The organism is Micropruina glycogenica (genome assembly GCF_900289045.1).
GTDB classification, from domain to species: Bacteria; Actinomycetota; Actinomycetes; order Propionibacteriales; family Propionibacteriaceae; genus Micropruina; species Micropruina glycogenica.
In genome coordinates this window covers 1,409,854-1,431,573 of the sequence record NZ_LT985188.1, presented here as the reverse complement: position 1 = coordinate 1,431,573, position 21,720 = coordinate 1,409,854, and the positions used below count along the sequence as shown (strand labels likewise).

Here is a 21,720-nt window from a genome sequence, read left to right as displayed (position 1 = left end):
TAGGTTATGACTCAATCGACGGCGATTAAATGGAGGACACTGTGGCAATCCCCCAATTGACGACCGAGCAGTTGAAAGCGGCTCGTGCGGCCGCCACCGAGGCGCGTCGGTCACGCTCGGCGCTGAAGGCGCGAGTGCGCTCCGGCGAGCTGACCCTCGCGCAGGCCCTCGACGTGGCCAACGAAGACGAGGTGCTCGCGCACGTCAAGGTGATCGACCTGCTCAAGGCCCTGCCACGGGTGGGTGATAAGCGTGCGACGCTGGTGATGGAGCGGTACGACATCGCGGCCAACCGGCGCATTCGCGGACTCGGACGGCACCAATTGGCCGGCCTGAAGGCCGAGTTCGGTGAGCGGTGACGTCACCGTCATCTCTGGCCCCACGGCCGTTGGCAAGGGAACGGTTGTACAGGCGCTGAAGGCACGCCACCCCGAGGTCTGGGTATCGGTTTCGGCCACCACCAGACCGCCCCGCCCCACCGAGGTCGACGGCGTGCACTACCACTTCGTCAGCAACGCCGACTTCGACGAACTGGTCGCCACCGACGGCCTGCTCGAATGGGCCACGGTGCACGGGCGTGACCGCTACGGCACCCCGAGCGCACCCGTCGAAGCGGCCGTCGAGCGGGGCGAACGGGTGATTCTCGAGATCGACCTGCAGGGTGCACGCCAGGTGCGGCAGCGACTGCCGGGCGCTCGACTGGTGTTCATCGCACCACCCAACTGGGCCGAACTGGTCAACCGCTTGGTGGGCCGCGGCACCGAAACCGCCGAGCAGCGCGAACGCCGGCTGCGCACCGCCCAGGTCGAGCTGGCCGCCGCCGACGAGTTCGATCACTTGGTGGTCAACGACGATTTGGGCAGAGCGGTCGACGACTTGGTAAGCTTGCTTGGCTTGTGAGTTTTGCAAGCCGACTCCATCACTGGCGCACCGGCCCGAACCGACGGCCGGGCCGCGCCGAACCGAACCGAAGGTCATCCTTTGAGCACACAGATTCCCGAGGGCATCACCAACCCGCCGATCGACGAGCTGCTGGCCCAGGTCGACTCCAAGTACCGCCTGGTGCTGTTCGCCGCCAAGCGCGCCCGGCAGATCAACGCCTACTACAGCCAGTTGGGCGAGGGCCTGCTCGAGAACGTCGGCCCGCTGGTCGACACCGGCGTGCAAGAGAAGCCGCTGTCGATCGCGCTGCGCGAGGTGAACGCCGGGGTGCTGGAGTGCACCGAGATCGACCCCGAGGCCGAGGCCGCCGCGCGCGCCGAGGCCGAGGCCGACCCCGACTTCAGCGACCTCGACCCCTTCAGCGACGACCTGGCCTGAGTCTGGATCCACCGATTTCCGCCTACTGCGCGACCCCAGCCGGGCGCCCCGTCTGCGCCGGCCACGCTCAACAGACGCCCGGTACGCCCTCGCGCGGACCGGCTGCCCGGCCCACCCGTCTGGTGCCGCCCGCTACGGCGGCCATCGGTGGATCCGGCCTGAGTCTTCGGCGTGCCACGCCATGAGCCGCATCGTGCTCGGGGTGGCCGGCGGAATCGCCGCGTACAAGGCGTGCCTGCTGCTGCGCCGGTTCACCGAAGCCGGCCACGAGGTCACCGTGGTGCCCACCGCGAACGCGCTGAACTTCGTGGGTGAGACCACCTGGGCCGCCCTGTCGGGCCGTCCGGTGCGCACGCAGGTGTGGCACGACGCGCACGAGGTGCCGCACGTGCGGCTCGGCCGCGAGGCCGAGTTGGTGGTCGTGGCGCCGGCGACTGCCGACCTGCTGGCGCGGGCGGCCACCGGACGCGCCGACGACCTGCTCACCAACGTGCTGCTGACCGCCACCTGCCCGGTGCTGATGGCCCCGGCGATGCACACCGAGATGTGGCTCCACCCCGCCACCGTGGCCAACGTGGCCACCCTGCGCGAGCGGGGCGTGGTGGTGCTCGACCCCGATTCCGGACGGCTCACCGGTGCCGACACCGGCCCCGGCCGGCTGCCCGAACCCGCCGACATCGAACAGGCGGCGTTGTCGCTGCTCGCCCCCGACGTCACCCGCGCGGTCAGGGCTCGTGATCTGGACGGCGTGCGGCTCACCGTCAGCGCCGGGGGCACCCGTGAGGCGCTCGACCCCGTCCGCTATCTCTCCAACGCGAGTTCTGGACGCATGGGCCTGGCCATCGCCCGAGCCGCCGCCCTGCGCGGGGCCGACGTCACCGTGGTGGCCGCGGCCATCACCGCCGACGTGCCCGGTTCGGCCGACGTGCAGCACGTCACCTCGACCGCCGACCTGGCCGACGCCATGATGGCGCTGGCGCCGAGCAGCGACGTGATCGTGATGGCAGCGGCACCCGCCGACTTCACCCCGGCCGACCCGAGTGCGCAGAAGCTGAAGAAGAGCGGCGATGCCGGGTTGAGCGTCGAGTTCAGCCAGACCACCGACGTGCTGGCCGCCCTGGTGCGCGCGCGGCACGACGATCAGGTGATCGTCGGTTTCGCGGCCGAGACCGCGGGCAGTCGCGAGCGGCTGCTCGAACTGGGCCGTGCGAAGCTCGCACGCAAGGGCTGCGATCTGTTGGTGCTCAACGACGTCAGTGGCGGCGCGGTGTTCGGCGCCGCCGACAACGCCGTCACTATTGTCGACTCCACCGGGGTGGTCGGCGAGGCCGCCGGAGACAAGAACCTGATCGCCCACCGCATTCTCGACGCCGTCGTTCATACGAAGGGAACCACCCGATGAGCCGCCTGTTCACCTCTGAGTCAGTCACCGAGGGCCACCCCGACAAGGTGGCCGACTCGGTCTCTGACGCCGTGTTGGACGCGCTGCTGGCTCAAGACATCGGCAGCCGGGTGGCGGTCGAAACGCTGGTCACCACCGGCACCGTTCACGTCGCCGGTGAGGTGACCACGGCCGGGTACGTCGACATCGCCCGGCTGGCCCGTGAACGCATTCTGCAGATCGGCTACGACTCGTCCGACAAGTCGTTCGACGGGGCCTCCTGCGGGGTGCTGGTGTCGATCGGTGCGCAGTCGCCCGACATCGCCCAGGGCGTGAACGACGCCGGCGAGCACCGCGAGGGCGGCTCGGGTGACGCGCTCGACAGCCAGGGCGCCGGCGACCAGGGGCTGATGTTCGGCTACGCCTGCACCGACACCCCCGAGTTGATGCCGCTGCCGATTCACATGGCGCACCGGCTGTCGCAGCGGCTCACCGAGGTGCGGCGCAGCGGGGTGTTGCCGTTTCTGCTGCCCGACGGCAAGACCCAGGTGACCATCGCCTACGACGGCGACCGCCCCGTGGGTGTCGACGCGGTCGTGGTGTCGTCGCAGCACACGGCCGAGGCGTCCTACGACGACGACATTCGCCCCGGCATCATCGCCGAGGTGATCGAGCCGGTGCTGGCCGGCTACGACGTGGCCTCCGATGCCAAGAGCGTGTACGTCAACCCGACCGGCAAGTTCGTGATCGGCGGCCCGATGGGCGACGCCGGGGTCACGGGCCGCAAGATCATCGTCGACACCTACGGCGGCATGGCCCGGCACGGCGGCGGCGCGTTCTCGGGCAAGGACCCTTCTAAGGTCGACCGCTCGGCGGCCTACGCCATGCGCTGGGTGGCCAAGAACGTGGTGGCGGCCGGGCTGGCGACCCGTTGCGAGGTGCAGGTCGCCTACGCGATCGGCCGCTCGCACCCGGTGGGTTTCTACGCCGACTGCTTCGGCACCGAGACCGTTCCGCTCGATCAGATCACCGACGCGGTGTTGCAGGTGTTCGACCTGCGGCCGGCGGCCATCATTCGCGACCTCGACCTGCTGCGGCCGATCTACTCGCTCACCACCAACTACGGCCACTTCGGACGCGAGTTGCCCGAGTTCACCTGGGAACGCACCGACCGCGCCGACGCGCTTGCGGGCGCCGTCAAGGGCTGAAGCTGGTCGAACTGGTCGAGACCTTCTTGGGTCGGCGTTTGGAAGTCGACGGCGGCCGCAACCACCGTCATTCCGGCGTACGCCGGAATCTCTGGGGTGGGGGACGGTCCCCGAGTGTGCCTTTTGAGATTCCGGCTTTCGCCGGAATGACGATTCGGGTTGGTCTGCCTGAGGGTGACCAGCACAGAGGGGCATTGGCGGGGACTGTTTCGCGGCGCTGACATGGGTTGAGATGGACCTATGAGCCAAGCACCGACAGATCAGCCGGCGGAGTCGTCGTCGGTGTTCGCGCCGCTGCGCAACCGCGTGTTCGCCTGGCTGTGGGTCGGCGTGGTGGCCAGCAGCATCGGCACGTTCGCCCAAACGGTCGGTGCCCAGTGGTTGTTCATTCAAGACCCCAGCGCCGCGACCATCGTGTCGCTGGTTGCGGCGGCCAACGCGCTGCCGGTGATGCTGCTGGCGCTGCCCGCCGGCGTGATCTCGGACGCGTTCGACCGGCGGCAACTGATGATCGGCATTCAGCTGTACGCGATCTCGATCGCGGTGCTGCTGGCCGTGCTGGCCTGGACCGGCAGCCTGAGCGCTCCGCTGCTGCTGGCGTTCACGTTTCTGATCGGATCCGGCCTGGCGCTGCAACTGCCCACCTGGCAGCCGTTGATGACAGAACTCGTGCCCCGCTCGCAGATCGCGGCAGCCACACGTCTCGACATGATCAACGTCAACGTGGCACGGGCTGCCGGGCCGGCGATCGCAGGTGCCCTGATCGCTGCCTGGGGGGTGCCCCCGGTCTTCGCGTTCAACGCCTGCTGCACGGTGATTCTGCTGGCCGCGCTGCTGGCCTGGCGCCGGCCGTCCATGGTCAGCACGCAGCGCGAGCGGTTTCTGCCCGCGCTGCGCGCAGGGGCCCGTTACGTGCGCCACGAGCCGCACGTGCGCACGATCCTGCTGCGCGTGGTGCTCTTCGTCGCTCCGGCCACAGCACTCTGGGCCCTGCTGCCCTTGATCGCCAACCAGCAGTTGGCCGCCGGAGCGTCCGGGTACGGCATTATGTTCGGCGCCCTGGGGGTGGGTGCCACCCTGGGTGCGCTGACGCTGGGCCACGTGAAACACCGGGTGAGCTCGAACACGATTCTGACCGCCGCGGCGGTGATCTACGGCCTGGCGTTCGGGCTGATCATGCTGGCGCCCGGGCTGTGGGTGGCTGTGCCGCTGTTGATCGTGGCCGGCTACTGCTGGACCGCCACGATCGCCACCTTGAACGCAGAGCTGCAACTGTTTCTGCCCGGCTGGGTGCGGGCCAGGGCGTTGGCCATCTACCTGATGACCTTCACCGGTTCGCAGGTGATCGCGTCGCCCGTCTGGGGGCAGGTCACGCAGCACTGGGGGCTCGGGTTGGCGGTGACGGTCGCCGCCGCACTGGTGGTGGTGGCCGGTGTGGGCGCGATCGGGTTGCGCATTCCCGAGAGCGCCCAACTCGACCGCACCCCGCTGGCCTACTGGGCCGAGTCGCCCATCGACATCGACCCGGCGTCCGACACCGGCCCGGTGCAGGTGATGGTCGAGTACCAGATCGCCCCTGACCGAGTGACCGAGTGGCTCGCTGCGATGGACGCCATGCGCCGCTCCCGGCTACGCAGCGGAGCCGTGCGCTGGGAGTTGTACCGGGTGGCCGAGAGCACGGACGGCTTCATCGAGGTGTTCACCGTGGCCTCGTGGGCCGAGCACGAACGGCAGCACACCGAACGCCTCACGGCCGACGACCAGGCGATCGAGCAGCACGCGTTCTCGTTCGCAACCACGCGGCCGGTCGGCCGGCACCTGGTGCCGCCGACGCTGGCGTTCCGCCCGTCCCGCGCCGACGAGCGTCCGCCGGAATGACGAGGCACCCGCCGGGATGACGCGGTGCACACGTTTGTTCGCGGGACGACCGCGAACCGTCCCCGGGTTCTTGGGTCAGGCCGCCTCGTCATCCCGGCGGACGACGGGATCTCCCTCGTGCGCGCGGGCGCTGAATCGAGGGGATGGGTTGCCGATTCCGTCGACCGGCCGGGGTGGGGGTTGCCGTGCGGCGGCATGCGACTCGGAACCGTCCCGTTTCGTCCCGGAACGACGTGTGTCGGTGCCGCCCCCTAGCATCGGGGGCGTGGGTGAGCCGAGGGTCGCGAGGGTGGCGGTGGACGTACCGCTGCCGCACCTCGACCGGTTCTTCGACTACGCGATTCCCGACGAACTGGCCGACCAGGCGGTGCCGGGCTGCCGGGTGCGGGTGCGCTTCGCGGGCCGGCAGCGCGACGGGTTCGTGATCGACGTGCTGACGTCATCGGACTCCGAGCGCGAACTGGCGCCGCTGCTCAAGGTGGTGTCGCCCGAGCCGGTGCTGCGGCCCGAGATCGTCGGCGTGGTGCGGGCGGTGGCCGACCACTACGCCGGCACCTTCACCGACGTGGTGCGGCTGGCGGTGCCGCCCCGACACGGCATCACCGAGCAGGCGACGGCGCCCGAGCGTCCAACACCCCACCCTGTGAACGACGCGCCCACCCTGAACCACTACCCGCACGGCACCGCCCTGCTCGGCGCCTTGCGTGACGGCCGCGCACCGCGGGCCACCCTGGCCCTGGCGCCGGTGACCGAACCGGCCGGCGACTGGGCGCAGGCCATGATCGAGGCGGCCGCCGCAACTCTGAAAGGCGGTCGCGGGGTGTCGCTGCTGGTGCCCGACGCTGCCGACCTGGCGCGGCTCGAGGCCCGGTGCGAGGCGGCGTTCGGTCGGGGCAGTTTCGTCACGCTCAGCGCCGATCTGGGGCCGGCCGCGCGCTACCGGGCGTTTCTGGCCGCAGCTCGCGGCAGTGTCCGGCTCGTGCTGGGCACCCGGGCGGCTGCCTTCGCGCCGGTCGCCGACCTGGGCCTGATCGCGCTGTACGACGACGGCGACGACTCGTGGGCCGATCCCCGGGCGCCCTACCCGCACGCGCGGGTGGTGGCGGCACTGCGCTCAGCGCGGCAGTCGTGCGGGTTGCTCTACCTGGGTTACGCGCGCACGGCCGAGGTGCAGAGCCTGGTCGAGCACGACTGGCTGGTGCCGCTGCAGGTGCCGCCGGCGGTTCGGCGGGAGCTCTGCCCCGTGGTGCGCGTCGCCGCGGCCACCGACTGGGCGCTCGAACGCGACCCGGCCGCACACTCGCGGCTGCCGCACGAGGTATTCACCGCCATCAGGGCCGGGCTGGCAGCCGGGCCGGTGCTGGTGCAGGTGCCGCGCGCCGGCTACCTGGCGTCCCTGGCCTGCGCCCGGTGCCGGGCCCTGGCGCGATGCCCGGCCTGTGCCCACCCGCTGGCAGGCGAGCGGCAGGCCTCAAGAGCCGCGGCGGTCTGCCGAGTCTGCGGGGTGCGACCCGATTGGCACTGCCCCGACTGCGGGGGCACCGAGTTGCGCGCCCCGCGGGTCGGGGTGCAGCGCACCGCAGAAGAGCTCGGTCGCGCCTTTCCGCAGACCCAGGTGGTGCAGTCCAGCGGCGAGCACCGGGTGGCCGAGGTGGGTGCCGAACCCGCGCTCGTGCTGGCCACGCCAGGGGCCGAGCCGACCGCTGAGGGCGGTTACGCCACGGCGGTGCTGCTCGATGCCGACCTGTTGCTGGCTCGGGCCGACCTGCGCGCCGCCGAAGAGGCGCTGCGCCGCTGGCTGGCTGCGGTGTCGTTGGTGCGCGGGGCGTCCGACGACGGCACCGTGGTCGTGGTCGGCGACCCGGCCGCGCGTGCCGTGCAGGCCCTGGTGCGGTTGGACGCGCCCGGGTTCGCGGCGCGTGAGTTGGCCGATCGGGCCGCGGCCGGGTTTCCGCCGGTCACCAAGCTGGTCAGCTTCGAGGGCGCCGCCGATGCTGTGGCTGAGGCGGTCAGGTTCGGCCAGGCCGAAACGAGTGCCGTGCTGTTGGGGCCGGTGCTGCTCGCCGACGGCGACCATCGATCGATGCTGCGCACGCCGGCACATGAGGGCGTGGCGTTGGTCGCGGCAGCCAAGGCTGTGCAGGCCCGGCGCACCGCTCACAAAGATGACGGTTCGCTGCGCGTGCGGGTCGATCCGGCCGTGCTGTGACCGATCGGCCGCGCGGCTTGGTGAGACCCGGGTGCGGTGCGACGCAGGGCCGGCTGAGCCGGCATCCGATGGGCGCCGCAGCGAGCGGCACCAGGGGGGTGGGCTGGGCAGCCGGCCGCGCGAGGGCATACCGGTGGTCTGTTGAGCGTGGCCGGCGCAGCCAGGCCGCCCGCATGCGGGCGCGCAGTAGGCGCAGGTCGGTGGATCCGGGCTGAACACGTGTGGGCAGACGATCGCAGCCGGAGGGTCTCGACACAATCGACCGGCCGTGGGTCGCGACGGCTTGACCGGCGAAGCGTCGCGGGTGGGCTCGGTAGGCTGACGCGGTGCGCATCGTCTTCGCCGGTACTCCCGCGGTTGCCCTGCCGGCTTTGCAGGCGGTCGCCGCGTCACACCATGAGTTGCTCGCGGTCGTCACCCGTCCGGACGCCCCGCAGGGCCGCAGCAACCGGCCGGTGCCCAGCCCCGTGGCGGCGTGGGCGGCCGAGCACGGCGTCGAAACTTTGACCCCCACCCGTCCGAGCGAGCCGGACTTCGTCGAGCGGCTGCGTGCGCTCGCACCCGACTGTTGCCCCGTGGTCGCCTATGGGGCATTGATTCCGCCGGCGGTGCTGGCGATTCCGGCCCACGGCTGGGTGAACGTGCACTTCTCACTACTGCCTGCTTGGCGCGGTGCGGCACCGGTGCAGCGGGCCATTCTGGCCGGTGACACCGAAACCGGCATCACGATCTTCGACCTCGTGCCCGCCCTCGACGCCGGCCCGGTGTACCTGCGCGAGGCATCGCCGCTGGGCGAGCACGAGACGACGGGCGGCGTACTCACCCGACTCGCCGACCGCGGCGCGAGCCTGCTCGTCGACGTGTTGGACGCCCTCGAGGCCGGCACTGCGGTCGCCACCACGCAACCGGAGCAGGGCGTGTCGCGGGCGCCCAAGCTGAGCGTCGCCGAGGCACGCGTCGACTGGCGTCGACCCGCCCTCGACATCGATCGGTTGATCAGAGCCTGCAACCCCAGCCCGGTGGCCTGGACGACCTACCGCGGCGAACGCCTCAAGCTCTGGCTCGGCCACGCTCACGCCGGCACCGTGCTGCCCCCGGGAACGCTCGCGGTCGACAAGCGCTCGGTGCACGTGGGCACGGGTCGTGGGGTGCTCGAACTGCTCACCGTGCAGCCCGCCGGCAAGCGACCCATGGAGGCCGCCGCCTGGGGGCGCGGTCTCGGGGTCGACCCGGGCGGTTTCGAGTGACCGAGCACAACCCGAAGGATCGTGGGCCGACATCGCGCCACGATGCTGCGCGTTCCGGCCAACGTCGTCGACGAACCTCACACAACCAGGCTTCAGGCGCGGCTCGCCGAACCGACCCGGCCCGGCTGGCGGCCTTTCGTACCCTGCGGGCGGTCACTGCCGACGACGCCTACGCCAACCTGGCACTCGCCGAACACACCGAAGGGCTGTCGGTGCGCGACGCCGCGTTCGCCACCGAACTGGTCGCCGGCACCTGCCGCGGCCTGGGGCTGTTCGATGCCATCATCGTCTCTGCCGCGGGACGCGAACTGCGCACCCTGCAACCGGCGGTCGTCGATCTGTTGCGGCTCGGCACCCACCAACTGCTCGATCTGCGGGTACCGGCGCACGCCGCCATCGCCGCAACGGTCGACCTGGCCCGCTCGGCGGTGTCGGAGCGGGTCACGGGGGTGGTGAACGCCATTCTTCGTAAGGTCGGCGCCCACGACCTCGACGGGTGGGCCGACCGGCTGCGGGCCGACCGACCGGACGCCCGGGCCCTGCTGGCCCGCCACCCGCAATGGATCATCGACGCCTTCGCCGACATACTGCCCGCGCCCGAGGTCGAGGCGCTGCTGGCGGCCGACAACACCGCACCCGTGACGCACCTCGTGGTGCGCCCCGGCCTGGCCGAGGTCGACGAGCTGGGCGGCGAGCCGCTGCGCTGGTCGCCGTTCGGAGCTACCGCGGCTGGCAGTCCGTCCGCGATCATCGCTGTGCGCGAGGGCAGGGCGGGCGTGCAGGACGAGGGGTCGCAACTCGTCGCCTGGGCCTTGGCAGGCGTCGCGGCACCCGATGGCCCGTGGCTCGACACCTGCGCCGGCCCCGGCGGCAAAGCGGCGCTACTGGCCGGTCTGGCCCGGCAGGCCGGGCAGCGGCTGCTGGCTGCCGAGCTGCAGCCACACCGGGCAGCCCTGGTCGCGAAGGCGCTGGCCGGCTACGCCGACCCGACTCCGGTGGTGATCGCCGCCGACGGCACCCGTGCGGCCTGGCCTGGCGGCACGTTCGCCCGTGTGATGGTGGACGCCCCCTGCACCGGCCTGGGGGCGCTACGCCGCCGTCCGGAGTCGCGGTGGCGGCGGCAGCCTGCCGATCTGGACGTCCTGGTGCCCCTGCAACGCGCCCTGCTGCGCTCGGCGATCGTGGCGGCCAGGCCTGGCGGCGTGATCGCGTACGTGACCTGCTCACCGCACCGGCGCGAAACGGTCGAGGTGGTCGAGAGCGCGGGGGGCGTCGAGGTGATCGATGCCGGCAGCGTGATGCCCGAGGTGCCCGACGCCGCCCGCGGCCCGTACCTGCAACTGTGGCCGCACCGGCACGGTACCGACGCCATGTTCCTGGCGTTGCTGCGCAAACGCTGAGAGCTGGCGCGCGATGTCGCGTCGACCCTGCCGCCACGCCAACGACGTTGCTCGCGCAAAGCGACGTTGCTCGTGTCCGAACGCGAGCAACGAGCGTTATCGCGAGCAATGTCAGAGGCCAGCGGCAGAGGATGGGCTGGAGAACCCACGTGACCGCGGATGACGACGCTGCCGCCGCACACTAGGGTCGGGGCCATGACGTTGCGCATCACCCCGAGCATTCTGAACGCAGACCTGGCCAATCTCAGCGGCGAGATCGCCCGCATTCCAAGTGCTGACGGCGTGCACATCGACGTGATGGACAACCGTTTCGTGCCCAACCTGACGCTGGGGTTGCCGGTGGTCGAGTGCATTCGGGCCAGTACGACGGCGTTTCTCGACATTCATCTGATGATCGCCGAGGTCGATCGTTGGGCCCCCGGCTACGCGGACGCGGGCTGCGAGTCGGTGACGTTTCACGTCGAGGCGTCCGCAGCGCCGATCAAGCTGGCCCGCGAACTGCGCTCGCTGGGCGCGCGGGCGTCCATGGCGTTGAAGCCGGCCACCCCGATCGAGCCCTATGCAGACCTGCTCGGCGAACTCGACATGGTGCTGCTGATGACCGTCGAGCCCGGCTTCGGCGGGCAGAAGTTTCTCGATCTGGTGCTGCCCAAGATCCGCCGCACCCGCGCACTGATCGCCCGCACAGGCGGTGACATCTGGCTGCAGGTCGACGGTGGCGTGTCGGTCGAAACCATCGAGCGCTGCGCCGAGGCCGGTGCCGACACCTTCGTGGCCGGCTCGGCCGTCTACAGCGCCGAGAATCCCGATGCGATGGTGGTGGCGCTGCGCGAGCAGGCCATCGCGGCGTGCGCGCATTGAGCCGGCAACTGGTCGCGCTGCTCGGCCGGGGGGTGGTGCCGACCGGGCAGCCGATCGCGACCGCGGACGACGTCGGCCTGGTCAGGGGTGACGGGTGCTTCGATGCCATGCGGGTGCTGGGCGGGGGAGCGCACGCAGTGGTCGAGAACCTGGACGACCATCTGCAACGCTTCGAGCAGTCGGCGCGCACCCTCGGTCTGGCCTTCGACTCCGGCGCCTGGCGCAGCCTGATCGCCGAGGCGGTGGCCGCTTGGCCCGACCTGCCCGAGGCCGTGCTCAAACTGGTGCTGACCCGCGGCCCCGAGTTGAACCCCGGCGTGCCCACCGGCTTTCTGACCATCACCGAGTTGAACCTCGACGCCATGCGCCGGGCCCGCGCGGGCATCACGGTTCGGCTGCTGAACCGCGGCTACGCCAGCGACGCCTTCGCCGACGCGCCCTGGCTGCTGGGCGGGGTGAAGCTGCTCTCGTACGCCGTGAACGCCGCCGCGAAACGGGTCGCAGAGGCTCACGGCGACACCGATGCGCTGTTCGTCAGCAGCGACGGCTACGCCCTCGAAGGGCCAACCTCCGCGGTGATCGTGCGCCAGGGCGACCGGCTGCTCACCACGCCCACAGGTGACACCGGCATTCTCGACTCGGTCACCGGACGGCAGATCTTCGCCCGCGCCGCCGGTGAGGGCCTCGACACCGCGCACGAACTGATTCCCGTCAGCACCTTGTTCGAGTCGGACGGCGTGTGGCTGGCGTCGTCCATTCGCGGCGTCTGCCCGGTAACCAGGCTCGACGGGCAGCAACTGCGCGTCGACCACGACTGGAACGCCCGGCTGGCCGCTTGGGGCGGGTTCTGAGCCGCCTCGACCAGCGGCCGCACCGACGGGCCTAGCGCTGGGACGGCCCCTGGTTACGCCGGCGCAGGTAGCGCTGAATCTCGGCGGCGATCGCGTCGCCCTGCGGCTCGGGCTGGTTCTCGTCGCGCCGCTCTTCCAGCGCGCTGATGTAGGCGCTGATGTCGCTGTCTTCGGCGGCCAGGTCGTTCACCTGGGTCTCCCACTGCACGGCCTGCTCGGGCAGATCGCCCGGGTCGAGGGGCGTGTCGAGCAAGTCCTCCAACCGGTCGAGCAGCGCCAGCGTGGCCTTGGGATTGGGCGGCTCGGCCACGTAGTGCGGCACCGACGCCCACAGCGACGCGGTCGGCAGGCCGATCACGGCGCAGTCGGCTGCCAACACCCCGTGAATGCCCGTCGGACCCTCATAGCTCGACACCTCAAGACCCAACGTCTCGGCCAGTGCCGGGGTGGCCGCCGAGCCGTGCACCGGCACCGGCCGCGAATGCGGGGCGTCGGTGAGCATCGAGCCGAGCATCACCACGATCTCGGGCTTCACCGTGCGCATCGCCGACACCAACGCCGTGCTGAAACCGCGCCAGTGAAAGTTGGGTTCGGGGCCGCCGATCAGCACCAGATCGCGTTCGGCCAAGTGCGCGACCAGCACCTCGGTGGTGGGCCATTGCAGCGACCGCTCGCCGCCGGACGTGGTCGAAACGGTGGGCCGGTTGACCTGAAAGTCGTAGTAGTCGTCGGGATCGATGGCGAACGCCAGCTTCGCAGAGGTGAGCGCCGCCAGGTGGTCGATCACCCCGCTGGCCGCGTCGCCGGCGTCACCCCAGCCGCCGAACGCGGCCACCACGGCCGGTCGGCGCAGGTTCTTCAACGACTTGAGTTCCGACATGTCGGCCATGCTACTCACCGCCACCGACGTGTTCGGCCCGGAGAAGGCCCAACAGACCATCCGAGACAATCTTGAATTCGATAAGGATCTGGCTCAACACAAGCTCGACGACCACTGGCGACACGGCAGACTCCGCGACGTCATCCTGGCTCGCCACCTCTTCTACGAACTGAACGAGATGCTGTACCGACAGATGCACGATCGTGGGCGGCAACTCCAGGACCTAGGGCAGAGCATGAACGAGAGGCGCGCGTTCGTCCTGCGCATGCCGAGCCAGCGGGTGGTCATTGAACTCAGGACCAGCTCTCACCGAGACGCTGGCCACCAGTGGACCACGAACGACCTACATGACATCGCCGCGATGTCACTCGCACTGCCGTACTGCGATGTGACACTCGCCGACGCGGCAACTCGGAGCCAGGCCCTGCGAACAGGACTCCATAGGCTCTTCGAAGTCGCGCTCCCAAGGACGCCGGACGAAGCGGCCGACTTGGTTCCTACCTAACCTGCCTGCGGCATGAGCGGATATGCACTCGGGCCACGACCGGGCTCTTCCCTACTGGCCGTGAGACGACCAGCCTTGTGGCGTGCGGCCTCGAATGTTCCGCCGCCGGGTTGATTCGCTTAAGGTCGGCCGGTAGGCAGGCCGGAAGGGCTAGTCTCACCTGGTGGCAATCGACGGCGACGGTGCAGCGGACGACGAACGAGTTCCTGCCCCTGAAAGCGTGATCGTCGAAGTTTCACCCGGCACGGCACTGGTGTACGGCGAAGCGCCCGAAGGGTTCGAGCTGATGCCCTTCCGCCTCGTTACTACGGGGGATCAAGCGGCGATCGCGTCAGCGCTCGCGACCGCGAGTGCTGCGTTCAACCTGGGCGGCCAGGCCGCGAACGCGCTGCGCCAGGTGCAGCCAGGTCTCTACAGGATGGCCGCCGAGAGCGTGGCGAAGATGCACTCGACCGGCGCGACGCTGATGCAGAGCGGCGGCCAGAGCCTCGGGACGATAGTGCAGCACGGCCAGGTCGTCGGCCAGGCCAGGTTCATCCCCGCCGGCGGGCTGCAGGCCGCGGGTGTACTCGCCGCCGTCGGGCCAGCGATGGCGATGATCGCCATTCAGGTCCAGCTCAACGAGCTTCAGGGGCTCATCTCGCAGAACCTCGAGCTCACAGAGGGCGTCCTGAAGACCGTCCGCCACGAGCAGTGGGCCGAACTCACCGGCCTGCAGAAGGCGGTCGGGAGGGCCATCGAAGAGGCCGGCGAGGTTGGCGAAGTGACTCCGCTGATCTGGCAGAACGTTCACGGATCCGAGAAGGACCTGCAGAAGCACCGTGATCTGTTCCGACGCAACGTGAAGAACCACGCCGCCACACTCGCCCTGCACAAAGGGCACACAGAACGGCTCCAGTACATCGAGAAGAACGGTGAGGCGATGCTGCTTGATCTGCACAGCCTCCTGCTCGCACACAGGTCGTGGTTCGAGTATCAAGCCCTGCGCGCTGGAAGAGCCAGGCTCGAGGCCGGCAGCAACCCGAGCGAAGCGAGGCTGCTGGAGAAGATCACCAGCGACGCCAGCTCCGAATACCACGCTGTCGTCGAGGACATGGCCGGCCTGCTAGAGACGCTCACCCGTGAACTGTCCATCCTCGCTGAACTTCCCGGCAAGCAGACCATTCCCTTTACCAAAGCCAGCCGCAGCGCCCGGGATGTCGCGGCGATGGCGACGCAACTGCTTGCCGCCGTGGAGCGAATCGGCGGCTCCGCACGCAAGATCCCTGCACCCCTTGAGCGGCCAGCTACAACCTACGCAAAGAGCGACGAACGCATGGCGAAGGACCTCCGCATCCTGCGTTGGCACGTCCGCGCGGACGAGGAGGTGCTTGCCCTAGCAATGACACGGACGCCTCCGACCGGCGCGATCGAGTCAGTGGGCGACGGCATCGGGCGCGGCCTCGGCGCACTCGGCTCCGCATTCGAAGCAGCGTTTCGGCGGCAGGACATCCTGGAGGCGGCCACTGAAGGACTGGACCGCGACGACCTCCTTGTATCCGTAACCAGCCAACGAGTCCTCATTGCCGACGTCGACGAGTTTCGGTCACACGGTGTGATCCGGAAGGCGATCCCCACTAGCGACATCAGGTACGTCCGCTTCCGCGACGACAACCCCGAAGGAGTGGCCGAGGTCGACCTCATTACGAGGACTGATGACTACCACTGGCGCTTCGGGAACGGTTCAGCGACCGACGCCGCCGTGAAGCGACTCGGAGCCCTGCTTGCCGATCAGATGGCGATTCCCGATTCGGAGCGCGAGGCGCTGCTGGTTGCGCTCCCGTTCAGGACGGAAGCCCCAAAGGAGATCACGCGGTAGCGCCCGCCTAACTGGTTCGGACGTTCCCCTTCAACTCGCCGCCCGCGGCATTGAGGGCGGTCGTGCTCGGGAGGCCGAAGCCTACCCTCGCACACCGCGGCAAGAGCGGACGCCCGTGGCCAGTTACTGATCGACATCAAGGGCGCGCAGTAGCCTGAGACCGTGGACGCCACCCCGCCTCACGAGCCACCGAAATCCGCGGGTGGCCGAACTGCGAGAACGGGTCACGTTTTCGGTAATCACGCAAAGTGGAACGCCCTCTCGCATCGGCTCGCAGGCGAGATGGCGTCTTTCGAGTGGCAGCTCAACCTAGTCATTGCTCTTGCAACTGGCCGTGATGCTTGGGCGGTTCGCCGTACGCTGCCTCTAGTTGGGCGTCTGTCCATCGAGGAGCGAACGCGTCTCTTGGACGAGCTCGACGAGCCCCCCGATGGCCTCCCCCAGACAACCGCCGCATGGCTCCGGGATCTCGCGCGAGTCCGCAATCAGCTTTCCCATAGCTGGATCGTGGAAGCATCCCAGGAACGGGTCACCTTCCGGTCCTACTACGGAGGAAGCCATCGGGAGGTGACCCTAAGCGAGCGCCAGATGGCGGGGCACTTGCTCAAGAGCGCCCACGTCGCCCGGAATCTGGTCTGGCTTGAGACACTCGTTGGCGACCCATTCGTATGGGGAGAACTCATGGGATTCGGTGCCGGCGATTGAGCCCGAGACTCCCCGTATGAGCATCCTGCGGAAGTGCGCAACCTGTCTCGCCGGAGGACCTTCTTGAGCGCGTACGTAGACAGGCCCCCTCTGCGTCACTTGGGTAGGTCGCCGCCCTCTAGGGGCATCAAAGATGGGCCGGAAGGCACCTTCCACCCGTTGCGTTTATGCACGGCCAGGGCAACGTCATGCGCATGGTTGGTGAGCGCCAGCAACGACTCAGCCTTTTCCCCCTCACGCCGGAACAGTCGAAGGTTGTTCATGAGTGCCATCGCCCAATCCTGAACCGAGGAAAGGGCAGCCAGCCGCTGATCCGGACTACCGACACCAATCCCTGACTTGACTCGACGCTCGACGGAATCGCGGAGGAGCGTCGCACCCAGGGCCTGCTCTTCGCCAAGCCACCGGTCCAGTCCGGCCCATTGCAACTCGTCAACCAGCGCGGTGTTCGCGATGCGCAAGTCTCTGAGTGGGCCTGACACGTCATCGGTCATGGGATCCAGGCCAATGAGATGTTGAACAGCCTCAACACTCTTGGACCAAGCCGCCGACTGGACTGCCTCCCGGGCGTCGCTTTTTGCCTCAAGCGCCAACCGATGACTTTCGATCGAGCGTCGGTTGGCCAAGAGAGTCCCGACGAGTGCGACAACAAGCGAGAGCGCTGAAATGATGAGAGCGGCAATGTCCACGCATCAGACCATCTCACGGAGCGGCAGATCCGGACGTTCACGCTGAAGCGATCGGCTCGGTTTCCCGGTTGGTGGGGGAGCCGGTCACCGGGGTGATGGTGGGCTGCTACGGGATCGACTTCTCGATCCGGTCGGCGCCGAGGGTCTTGATGATGTCGTCGGGGAGGCTCTTGACGATCCGCCGCTCGGTGTAGATGCAGGTGTAGTAGGGCTGCCCGTTTTGGGTCCCGAGTTCGGCAACAAGCTGGGTGGTGGCCGGGTCGAGGTAGATGGCGTTGACGACCCCTGGCCGGTGCTGCTCGTCGACCAAGGCGACCTTGGTGGCGGGGCGTCCCTTTGGGTCGGTCGTATTTTCGGTGACGGTCACTCCGGGCACGCGTGCGAGCATCCGGATCGAGGCGGCTCGGGTCGCGGCAGGGGTCGGGGTGAAGATGAGGGTTTCCTTCACGGCTTCGAACAGTGCTTCCTCGACCGAGGATGAGCCCGTCACCCTGGCCCGTAGGTAGGTCTCCATCACGGCTGGATCGGCCGTGACCGCGTTGAGGTCATAGTTCCTGGGTGCGGGGCTGAAGATGTAGTAGGCGGGTTCGTCGCCGGTTTGGTGGGCCCACGCCCATCCGTCGGCGGCGGTCCAGGTGCTGCGGGTGGTGGCGTAGGCGTCGGGGCCGTTGTCGGACTCGGCGATGCCCGCGTCCTCGTACACGGTCAGCTCGTAGGACCCGTTGGGGATCACTGGGGTGGCAGGGACAGCGGCGGCGAGCCGGTCGAGTGCTTGGGCGGCCTGCGGGCTACCGGGATTTCCGATGGGCGCCAGCATCTGGGCGAACAGCCCGCCAGCAGCGAGCAGCGCCGCGGCGGCGGCGACTAGACCCCACCGGGTGGCGCGCGGCGGACGGGCGGGGGCGGCGGGCTGGTTGACGTGGGGGGTGGCGAGCACGCGGCGCAGGACCTGCTCGCGGCGGCCGACGTACCAGGCGTTGTCGATGGCGTCGGTCTCGGGACGGGAGGCGACCACGGCGTCCATGGCCTGGTCGTCAGAGATGTGGAGAGTCATGTCAGTTCACTTCCGGGACGAGACGAAGAAGGGGGGAACGGGCGTCGAGGGATGCATTCAGGCGGCCGGCGAGGCGACGCCGGGCGCGGCTCAGCCGGGTACGTGCCGCCGCAACCGAGCAGCCAAGGACGGCGGCGATGCCGGAGGAGTCCAGACCGTCCCACCCAGCCAGCAGCAACACCTCCTGGTCGTCGGCGCTGAGCTGGCTGATCGCGCGGAGCAGGTCGGTTCGCTCGACGGCTAGGCCTGCAGGGTCAGCTGCAGCGAGGTCGTTGATATCGGCCCACTTTGCGGCCAGCTGTTGGCGCCTGCCGCGGGCCCGCCATGAGTTCGCCAGCACGTTGCGGGCGGTCCCGATCAGCCACGGCACCGCGTCGGCAGGCAACTCGGCCAGCCGGGTCCACGCGACCAGGTACACCTCCGCGATAACGTCATCGCAGTCATCATCGGAGCAGTAGCGGCGCACATAGGCATAAACCCGGGGACTGGTGCGCTGGTACCAGGCCCGGAACTCAGCCTCATCCGCCACCGCGTTGTCGGTATCCATGCCCCAGTAGTGTCCGCTCGTGCCCGATCATGACATCCAGACCTGATCCCGACGCTACCGCTACCCAGAACCACCGGCACGCCGCCGCGAAACCAGCGCAGCGTCCGGCGGTCCGCGCCCCGGCGGTCCACGCAGCGGCGCCAGATCCAGCGTCCAGCCAATCAACGGGGACTCCGCCCATCCTCACCCCGGCGGGATGCCGCCCCTGATGCGGCAAAGTCGGATGGATTGGCGCCCGCCGACCCAGCTGAGGACAGGCGAAAGAGCCACTCCGGCGAGGCCTGACCTGGGGTTGAGGTCGGAGCATCGCGTCGTGGATACGTGAGGCCGATAAGGCAGTGGAGTTCAGGGCGCATGCATGCCGACAGTGTCGATCAGGCTGCACCAGCGGTCCAGTGCTTGGCCGAGAGTGACTGTGGTCCTGGATCATTGGACTCTGGCGCGATCCTGTGCGCGTAGAGTTCCCGCGCGGTCGATCGCGGAGGGCTAACATGCACTTGCGATCGATTGGCCGCCGGGGCAACCTCTGATAGGGAAATTATGGACGCGATTGTCGTTGGGGCGGTTATCACAGCACTTGGTGCCATTGTCGCGGCAGTGATTGGGTTCGCAGCTCAGAGAACTAAACGCCCACTACCTACCTACTCGGAGGAAGTCTCGAGGCACGGGCCTCACGTTGCACGAATGTCAATGGCCAGGTTGCGGTCCCCGTTGGTGGCCATTTGAAAGTCCCCACTGTTCGGGTCGTTGTCAGCTGGTTTTGGGTCTGGTTCCTCCTGTGGTTCGGGCTTGTCGCATGCGGTAGCTATCGCCGTTGGTGACGACGGTGTGGCAGTGGTGGAGGAGCCGGTCGAGCATGCTGACGGCGGTGGTGTGTTCGGGGAGGAATCGTCCCCAGGATTCGAAGGGCCAGTGGGAGGCGATGCCGAGGGATCGGCGTTCGTAGCTGGCGGCGACGAACCGGAACAGGAGTTGGGCTCCGGTGTCGTCCAGCGGCGCGAAGCCGAGTTCATCGACCAGGACCAGGTCGTTGCGGAGCAGGCTGTCGATGAGTTTCCCGACGGAGTTGTCGGCGAGTCCGCGGTAGAGGGTTTCGACGAGTTCGGCGGCGGTGAAGTAGCGGACCCGGTGGCCGTGTTCGACGGCGGCGATGCCCAGCCCGATCAGGGTGTGGGACTTGCCGGTGCCGGCGGGCCCGATCAGGCAGACGTTCTCGGCGGCCCGGATCCACTCCAAGGATGCGAGGTAGTCGAAGGTGGCCGGCGGGATGGAGGAGGCGGCGATGTCGAACTCGTCGAGGGTCTTGGTGACTGGGAAACTGGCCTGCCGCATCCGGGTGCGGATGTTGGAGGCGTCGCGGGAAGCGATCTCGGCCTCGATCAGGGTGCGGAGGAACTCCTCAGGGTTCCAGCGTTGCGTTTTGGCGGTGATCAGCAGTTCGGGTGCCAGCTGGCGCATGGCGGCCATCTTCAACCGTTTCAGCCCGTCGTTGAGGTCGGCGGGTAGCGGCGGGATGATCGCGGTCATGACACTTCACCACCCTCGTTGCCCTCGATGGCTGGTTGCAGGGCGTAGTCGGCCAGCGACCGGGTCGGCACCGACGGCAGGGTGAGCACCACCGCGGAAGTGAACGCTGCACCGGCCGGGGTGGGGTGGGGTGCATATCCGTTGGTGGCCAGGATGGAGCGCACATCGGCTGCTCGCCACCGGCTGAACCTCACTGCCCGTTCCAGGGCTGCCAGCAACGCGTCGGTGCCGTGCGCGGCAGCCAGCATCAGGATCTCGTTGATCTCGCTGCCCAGCTTGGTCACCCCGGCCGCGGCGGCCCCGGTCAGGAACCGTTGCGCGACCGGCCCCAGGGCGAGGAACTCCCGCTCTGCTGGTGTCTTGGCCCGCGCCGCCCGGCGTGGCGTCTCAGGTCGGGGCCGGCCGTAGTGGGCATCGACGATGCTGGTCTCACCCGGCGCCACCAGGGCATGCTCGGCGTGAATCTGGCCGGTGACGGGTTCGATCACCCGCAGCATCCGGTCACGCTCATCAACCATCACGGTGACGGTGGTGCCGATCAACTGGTTGGGCACCGAGTAGCGGGCCGAGCCGAACCGGATGCAGGACAGCTTGTCGACCTTACGGCTGACAGGTTTCGGACCGATCTCCAGCCGCAGCGACGGCAACTCATCCAGCACCTCGGCCTCAGCGGCGAGCCGCTCGGCCGGGACAGCCTGGATTTCGGAATGCAGCGCCGCGTTCACCTCCTCACACCACGCGTGCGCGCGCACGTTGAGTCCGGCGATCCCGTCGACCCAGGGGTCGTCGTCGAGTTCGAGTGGCACCAGCAGGTCCTGTTTGGCATAGCCGACCAGTCGTTCCACGATCCCCTTCGACTCCGGATCGGCCGCATGGCAGAAATTCGGGCCGGAACCGGTAATGGGTCGCGAAGCGGACATAGTCCGGGCTGGGCACCACCACGTTCGCCACCACACCGCCCTTCAAACACCCCATCCGGTCGGCCAGCACTGTCTTGGGAACACCACTGAGGACCTCGAAGCATTCGGCGAGCATGCCCAGCGTGGTCGCCAGCTGCTGGTCGGTGGCGAACCGGACGAACCGGAACCGTGACCAGCCCAGCACGGCGCAGAACACGAGCAGCTTGCGGCCCGCCAACACCTCCTCACCCCAATCGATCGCCAGCACCTCACCGGGCGACCACACCGCCGGCCGCCGGCCACCCGCCCGTGCCTGATCATGGCGCCACTGCTTTTTCACGGTTGCGACAAGGCGTCGGAAGTTGCGGTCCGACCCGGCATAACCGGCTGCCCGGGCAGTCGGCAACAACCGCTTCGCGCTGACCCGGCCACTGGTCGACTTCACCCTGTCAGCGACCAGTTCGATCACCTGGTCATAGTTGCGCGGCCGCACCACTGCCACCGGCACGACCCCCTCGGTCGCGGCCTGGTGAGCCTCGATGATCCGCCTCACTGTCTTATGGGTCGTGCCGCACATCGCGGCCGCCCCTCGATACGTGCCCACATCTCGGTAGGCAGCAATCACGTCCATACGTTCCTTCGCGTTCTTCAATGGAAACCCCTGCGTGGTGCTCGGTGACTGGTTGGCACCGCCACCCTCA

18 protein-coding genes and 1 pseudogene are annotated in these 21,720 nt (G+C 68.8%); 13 read left to right on the top strand and 6 right to left on the bottom strand.

Translation table 11 applies throughout. The features are described 5' to 3' along the window. Positions 1-29 precede the first annotated feature (29 nt). The 11 genes from mihF (at position 30) to MPLG2_RS06550 (ending at position 12,355) form a co-directional block, all read left to right on the top strand. A complete protein-coding gene (gene mihF, locus MPLG2_RS06600) occupies positions 30-359 on the top strand; it encodes an integration host factor, actinobacterial type (RefSeq protein WP_105185443.1) in 330 nt (109 codons plus the stop codon). Next, positions 349-900 carry a guanylate kinase gene (gmk, locus tag MPLG2_RS06595; protein ID WP_105185442.1) on the top strand — a complete coding sequence of 184 codons (552 nt, stop codon included), beginning with the start codon at positions 349-351 and terminating at the stop codon, positions 898-900. The genes mihF and gmk overlap by 11 nt, the downstream gene beginning before the upstream one ends. A gap of 81 nt (positions 901-981) precedes the next feature. Further along, the gene (gene rpoZ / locus MPLG2_RS06590; protein ID WP_105187519.1) at positions 982-1,320 is read left to right on the top strand and encodes a DNA-directed RNA polymerase subunit omega; all 339 of its coding nucleotides are present in this window, start codon (positions 982-984) and stop codon (positions 1,318-1,320) included. Between the two features lie 181 nt (positions 1,321-1,501). After that, the gene (coaBC, locus tag MPLG2_RS06585) at positions 1,502-2,722 is read left to right on the top strand and encodes a bifunctional phosphopantothenoylcysteine decarboxylase/phosphopantothenate--cysteine ligase CoaBC (protein WP_105185441.1); all 1,221 of its coding nucleotides are present in this window, start codon (positions 1,502-1,504) and stop codon (positions 2,720-2,722) included. Then, positions 2,719-3,909, top strand: coding sequence for a methionine adenosyltransferase (metK, locus tag MPLG2_RS06580; protein ID WP_105185440.1), 1,191 nt, complete (start codon positions 2,719-2,721; stop codon positions 3,907-3,909). Before coaBC ends, metK begins: the two co-directional genes overlap by 4 nt. Before the next feature lie 240 nt (positions 3,910-4,149). Next, positions 4,150-5,787 (top strand): MFS transporter, encoded by a 1,638-nt coding sequence (locus MPLG2_RS06575; RefSeq protein ID WP_105185439.1) that lies wholly within the window; start codon positions 4,150-4,152, stop codon positions 5,785-5,787. A gap of 265 nt (positions 5,788-6,052) precedes the next feature. Next, positions 6,053-7,996 (top strand): primosomal protein N' family DNA-binding protein, encoded by a 1,944-nt coding sequence (locus tag MPLG2_RS06570; protein WP_231935878.1) that lies wholly within the window; start codon positions 6,053-6,055, stop codon positions 7,994-7,996. A gap of 326 nt (positions 7,997-8,322) precedes the next feature. Next, complete coding sequence (gene fmt, locus MPLG2_RS06565) at positions 8,323-9,243, top strand: methionyl-tRNA formyltransferase (RefSeq protein ID WP_105185438.1); 921 nt, start codon at positions 8,323-8,325, stop codon at positions 9,241-9,243. Positions 9,244-9,368: 125 nt separating this feature from the next. Further along, complete coding sequence (locus tag MPLG2_RS06560; protein WP_231935979.1) at positions 9,369-10,643, top strand: RsmB/NOP family class I SAM-dependent RNA methyltransferase; 1,275 nt, start codon at positions 9,369-9,371, stop codon at positions 10,641-10,643. 195 nt (positions 10,644-10,838) lie between these two features. After that, positions 10,839-11,504: a ribulose-phosphate 3-epimerase gene (rpe, locus tag MPLG2_RS06555; protein WP_105185436.1), complete on the top strand. Its 666-nt coding sequence runs from the start codon at positions 10,839-10,841 to the stop codon at positions 11,502-11,504. After that, entirely contained in the window at positions 11,492-12,355 is an 864-nt protein-coding gene (locus MPLG2_RS06550) for an aminodeoxychorismate lyase (RefSeq protein ID WP_105185435.1), read from the top strand. Before rpe ends, MPLG2_RS06550 begins: the two co-directional genes overlap by 13 nt. A 31-nt stretch (positions 12,356-12,386) precedes the next feature. Here MPLG2_RS06550 and MPLG2_RS06545 read toward each other — a convergent pair whose 3' ends face one another. Then, complete coding sequence (locus MPLG2_RS06545) at positions 12,387-13,235, bottom strand: PAC2 family protein (protein WP_105187517.1); 849 nt, start codon at positions 13,233-13,235, stop codon at positions 12,387-12,389. Here MPLG2_RS06545 and MPLG2_RS06540 point away from each other — a divergent pair. Further along, positions 13,234-13,740 (top strand): hypothetical protein, encoded by a 507-nt coding sequence (locus MPLG2_RS06540; protein ID WP_105185434.1) that lies wholly within the window; start codon positions 13,234-13,236, stop codon positions 13,738-13,740. The two genes, MPLG2_RS06545 and MPLG2_RS06540, sit on opposite strands and share 2 nt — an antisense overlap. A 163-nt stretch (positions 13,741-13,903) precedes the next feature. After that, on the top strand, positions 13,904-15,598 hold the full coding sequence (locus MPLG2_RS06535; RefSeq protein WP_158680926.1) for a hypothetical protein: 1,695 nt from the start codon (positions 13,904-13,906) through the stop codon (positions 15,596-15,598). 800 nt (positions 15,599-16,398) lie between these two features. Here the strand turns inward: MPLG2_RS06535 and MPLG2_RS06525 are convergent. The 5 genes and pseudogenes from MPLG2_RS06525 to istA all read right to left on the bottom strand — a co-directional run bounded on the left by MPLG2_RS06525 (position 16,399) and on the right by istA (position 21,671). Then, on the bottom strand, positions 16,399-16,992 hold the full coding sequence (locus MPLG2_RS06525) for a hypothetical protein (protein WP_105185431.1): 594 nt from the start codon (positions 16,990-16,992) through the stop codon (positions 16,399-16,401). 106 nt (positions 16,993-17,098) lie between these two features. Next, positions 17,099-18,046 (bottom strand): hypothetical protein, encoded by a 948-nt coding sequence (locus tag MPLG2_RS06520; protein WP_105185430.1) that lies wholly within the window; start codon positions 18,044-18,046, stop codon positions 17,099-17,101. A 1-nt stretch (position 18,047) separates the two neighbouring features. Further along, a complete protein-coding gene (locus MPLG2_RS06515; RefSeq protein WP_105185429.1) occupies positions 18,048-18,593 on the bottom strand; it encodes an RNA polymerase sigma factor in 546 nt (181 codons plus the stop codon). Between the two features lie 750 nt (positions 18,594-19,343). Continuing rightward, the gene (istB, locus tag MPLG2_RS06510) at positions 19,344-20,120 is read right to left on the bottom strand and encodes an IS21-like element helper ATPase IstB (RefSeq protein ID WP_105184575.1); all 777 of its coding nucleotides are present in this window, start codon (positions 20,118-20,120) and stop codon (positions 19,344-19,346) included. Beyond that, positions 20,117-21,671: pseudogene (gene istA / locus MPLG2_RS06505) on the bottom strand (IS21 family transposase). The gene istB and the pseudogene istA overlap by 4 nt, the downstream one beginning before the upstream one ends. Positions 21,672-21,720 lie beyond the last annotated feature (49 nt).

Bases quoted from the DNA above. Each gene is read 5' to 3' on its own strand.
- mihF (WP_105185443.1), top strand. From the start codon at position 30: ATGGAGGACACTGTGGCAATCCCCCAATTGACGACCGAGCAGTTGAAA.
- coaBC (WP_105185441.1), top strand. From the start codon at position 1,502: ATGAGCCGCATCGTGCTCGGGGTGGCCGGCGGAATCGCCGCGTACAAG.
- metK (WP_105185440.1), top strand. From the start codon at position 2,719: ATGAGCCGCCTGTTCACCTCTGAGTCAGTCACCGAGGGCCACCCCGAC.
- MPLG2_RS06575 (WP_105185439.1), top strand. From the start codon at position 4,150: ATGAGCCAAGCACCGACAGATCAGCCGGCGGAGTCGTCGTCGGTGTTC.
- rpe (WP_105185436.1), top strand. From the start codon at position 10,839: ATGACGTTGCGCATCACCCCGAGCATTCTGAACGCAGACCTGGCCAAT.
- MPLG2_RS06540 (WP_105185434.1), top strand. From the start codon at position 13,234: ATGTCGGCCATGCTACTCACCGCCACCGACGTGTTCGGCCCGGAGAAG.
- MPLG2_RS06545 (WP_105187517.1), bottom strand. From the start codon at position 13,235: ATGTCGGAACTCAAGTCGTTGAAGAACCTGCGCCGACCGGCCGTGGTG.
- MPLG2_RS06520 (WP_105185430.1), bottom strand. From the start codon at position 18,046: ATGACTCTCCACATCTCTGACGACCAGGCCATGGACGCCGTGGTCGCC.
- MPLG2_RS06515 (WP_105185429.1), bottom strand. From the start codon at position 18,593: ATGGATACCGACAACGCGGTGGCGGATGAGGCTGAGTTCCGGGCCTGG.
- istB (WP_105184575.1), bottom strand. From the start codon at position 20,120: ATGACCGCGATCATCCCGCCGCTACCCGCCGACCTCAACGACGGGCTG.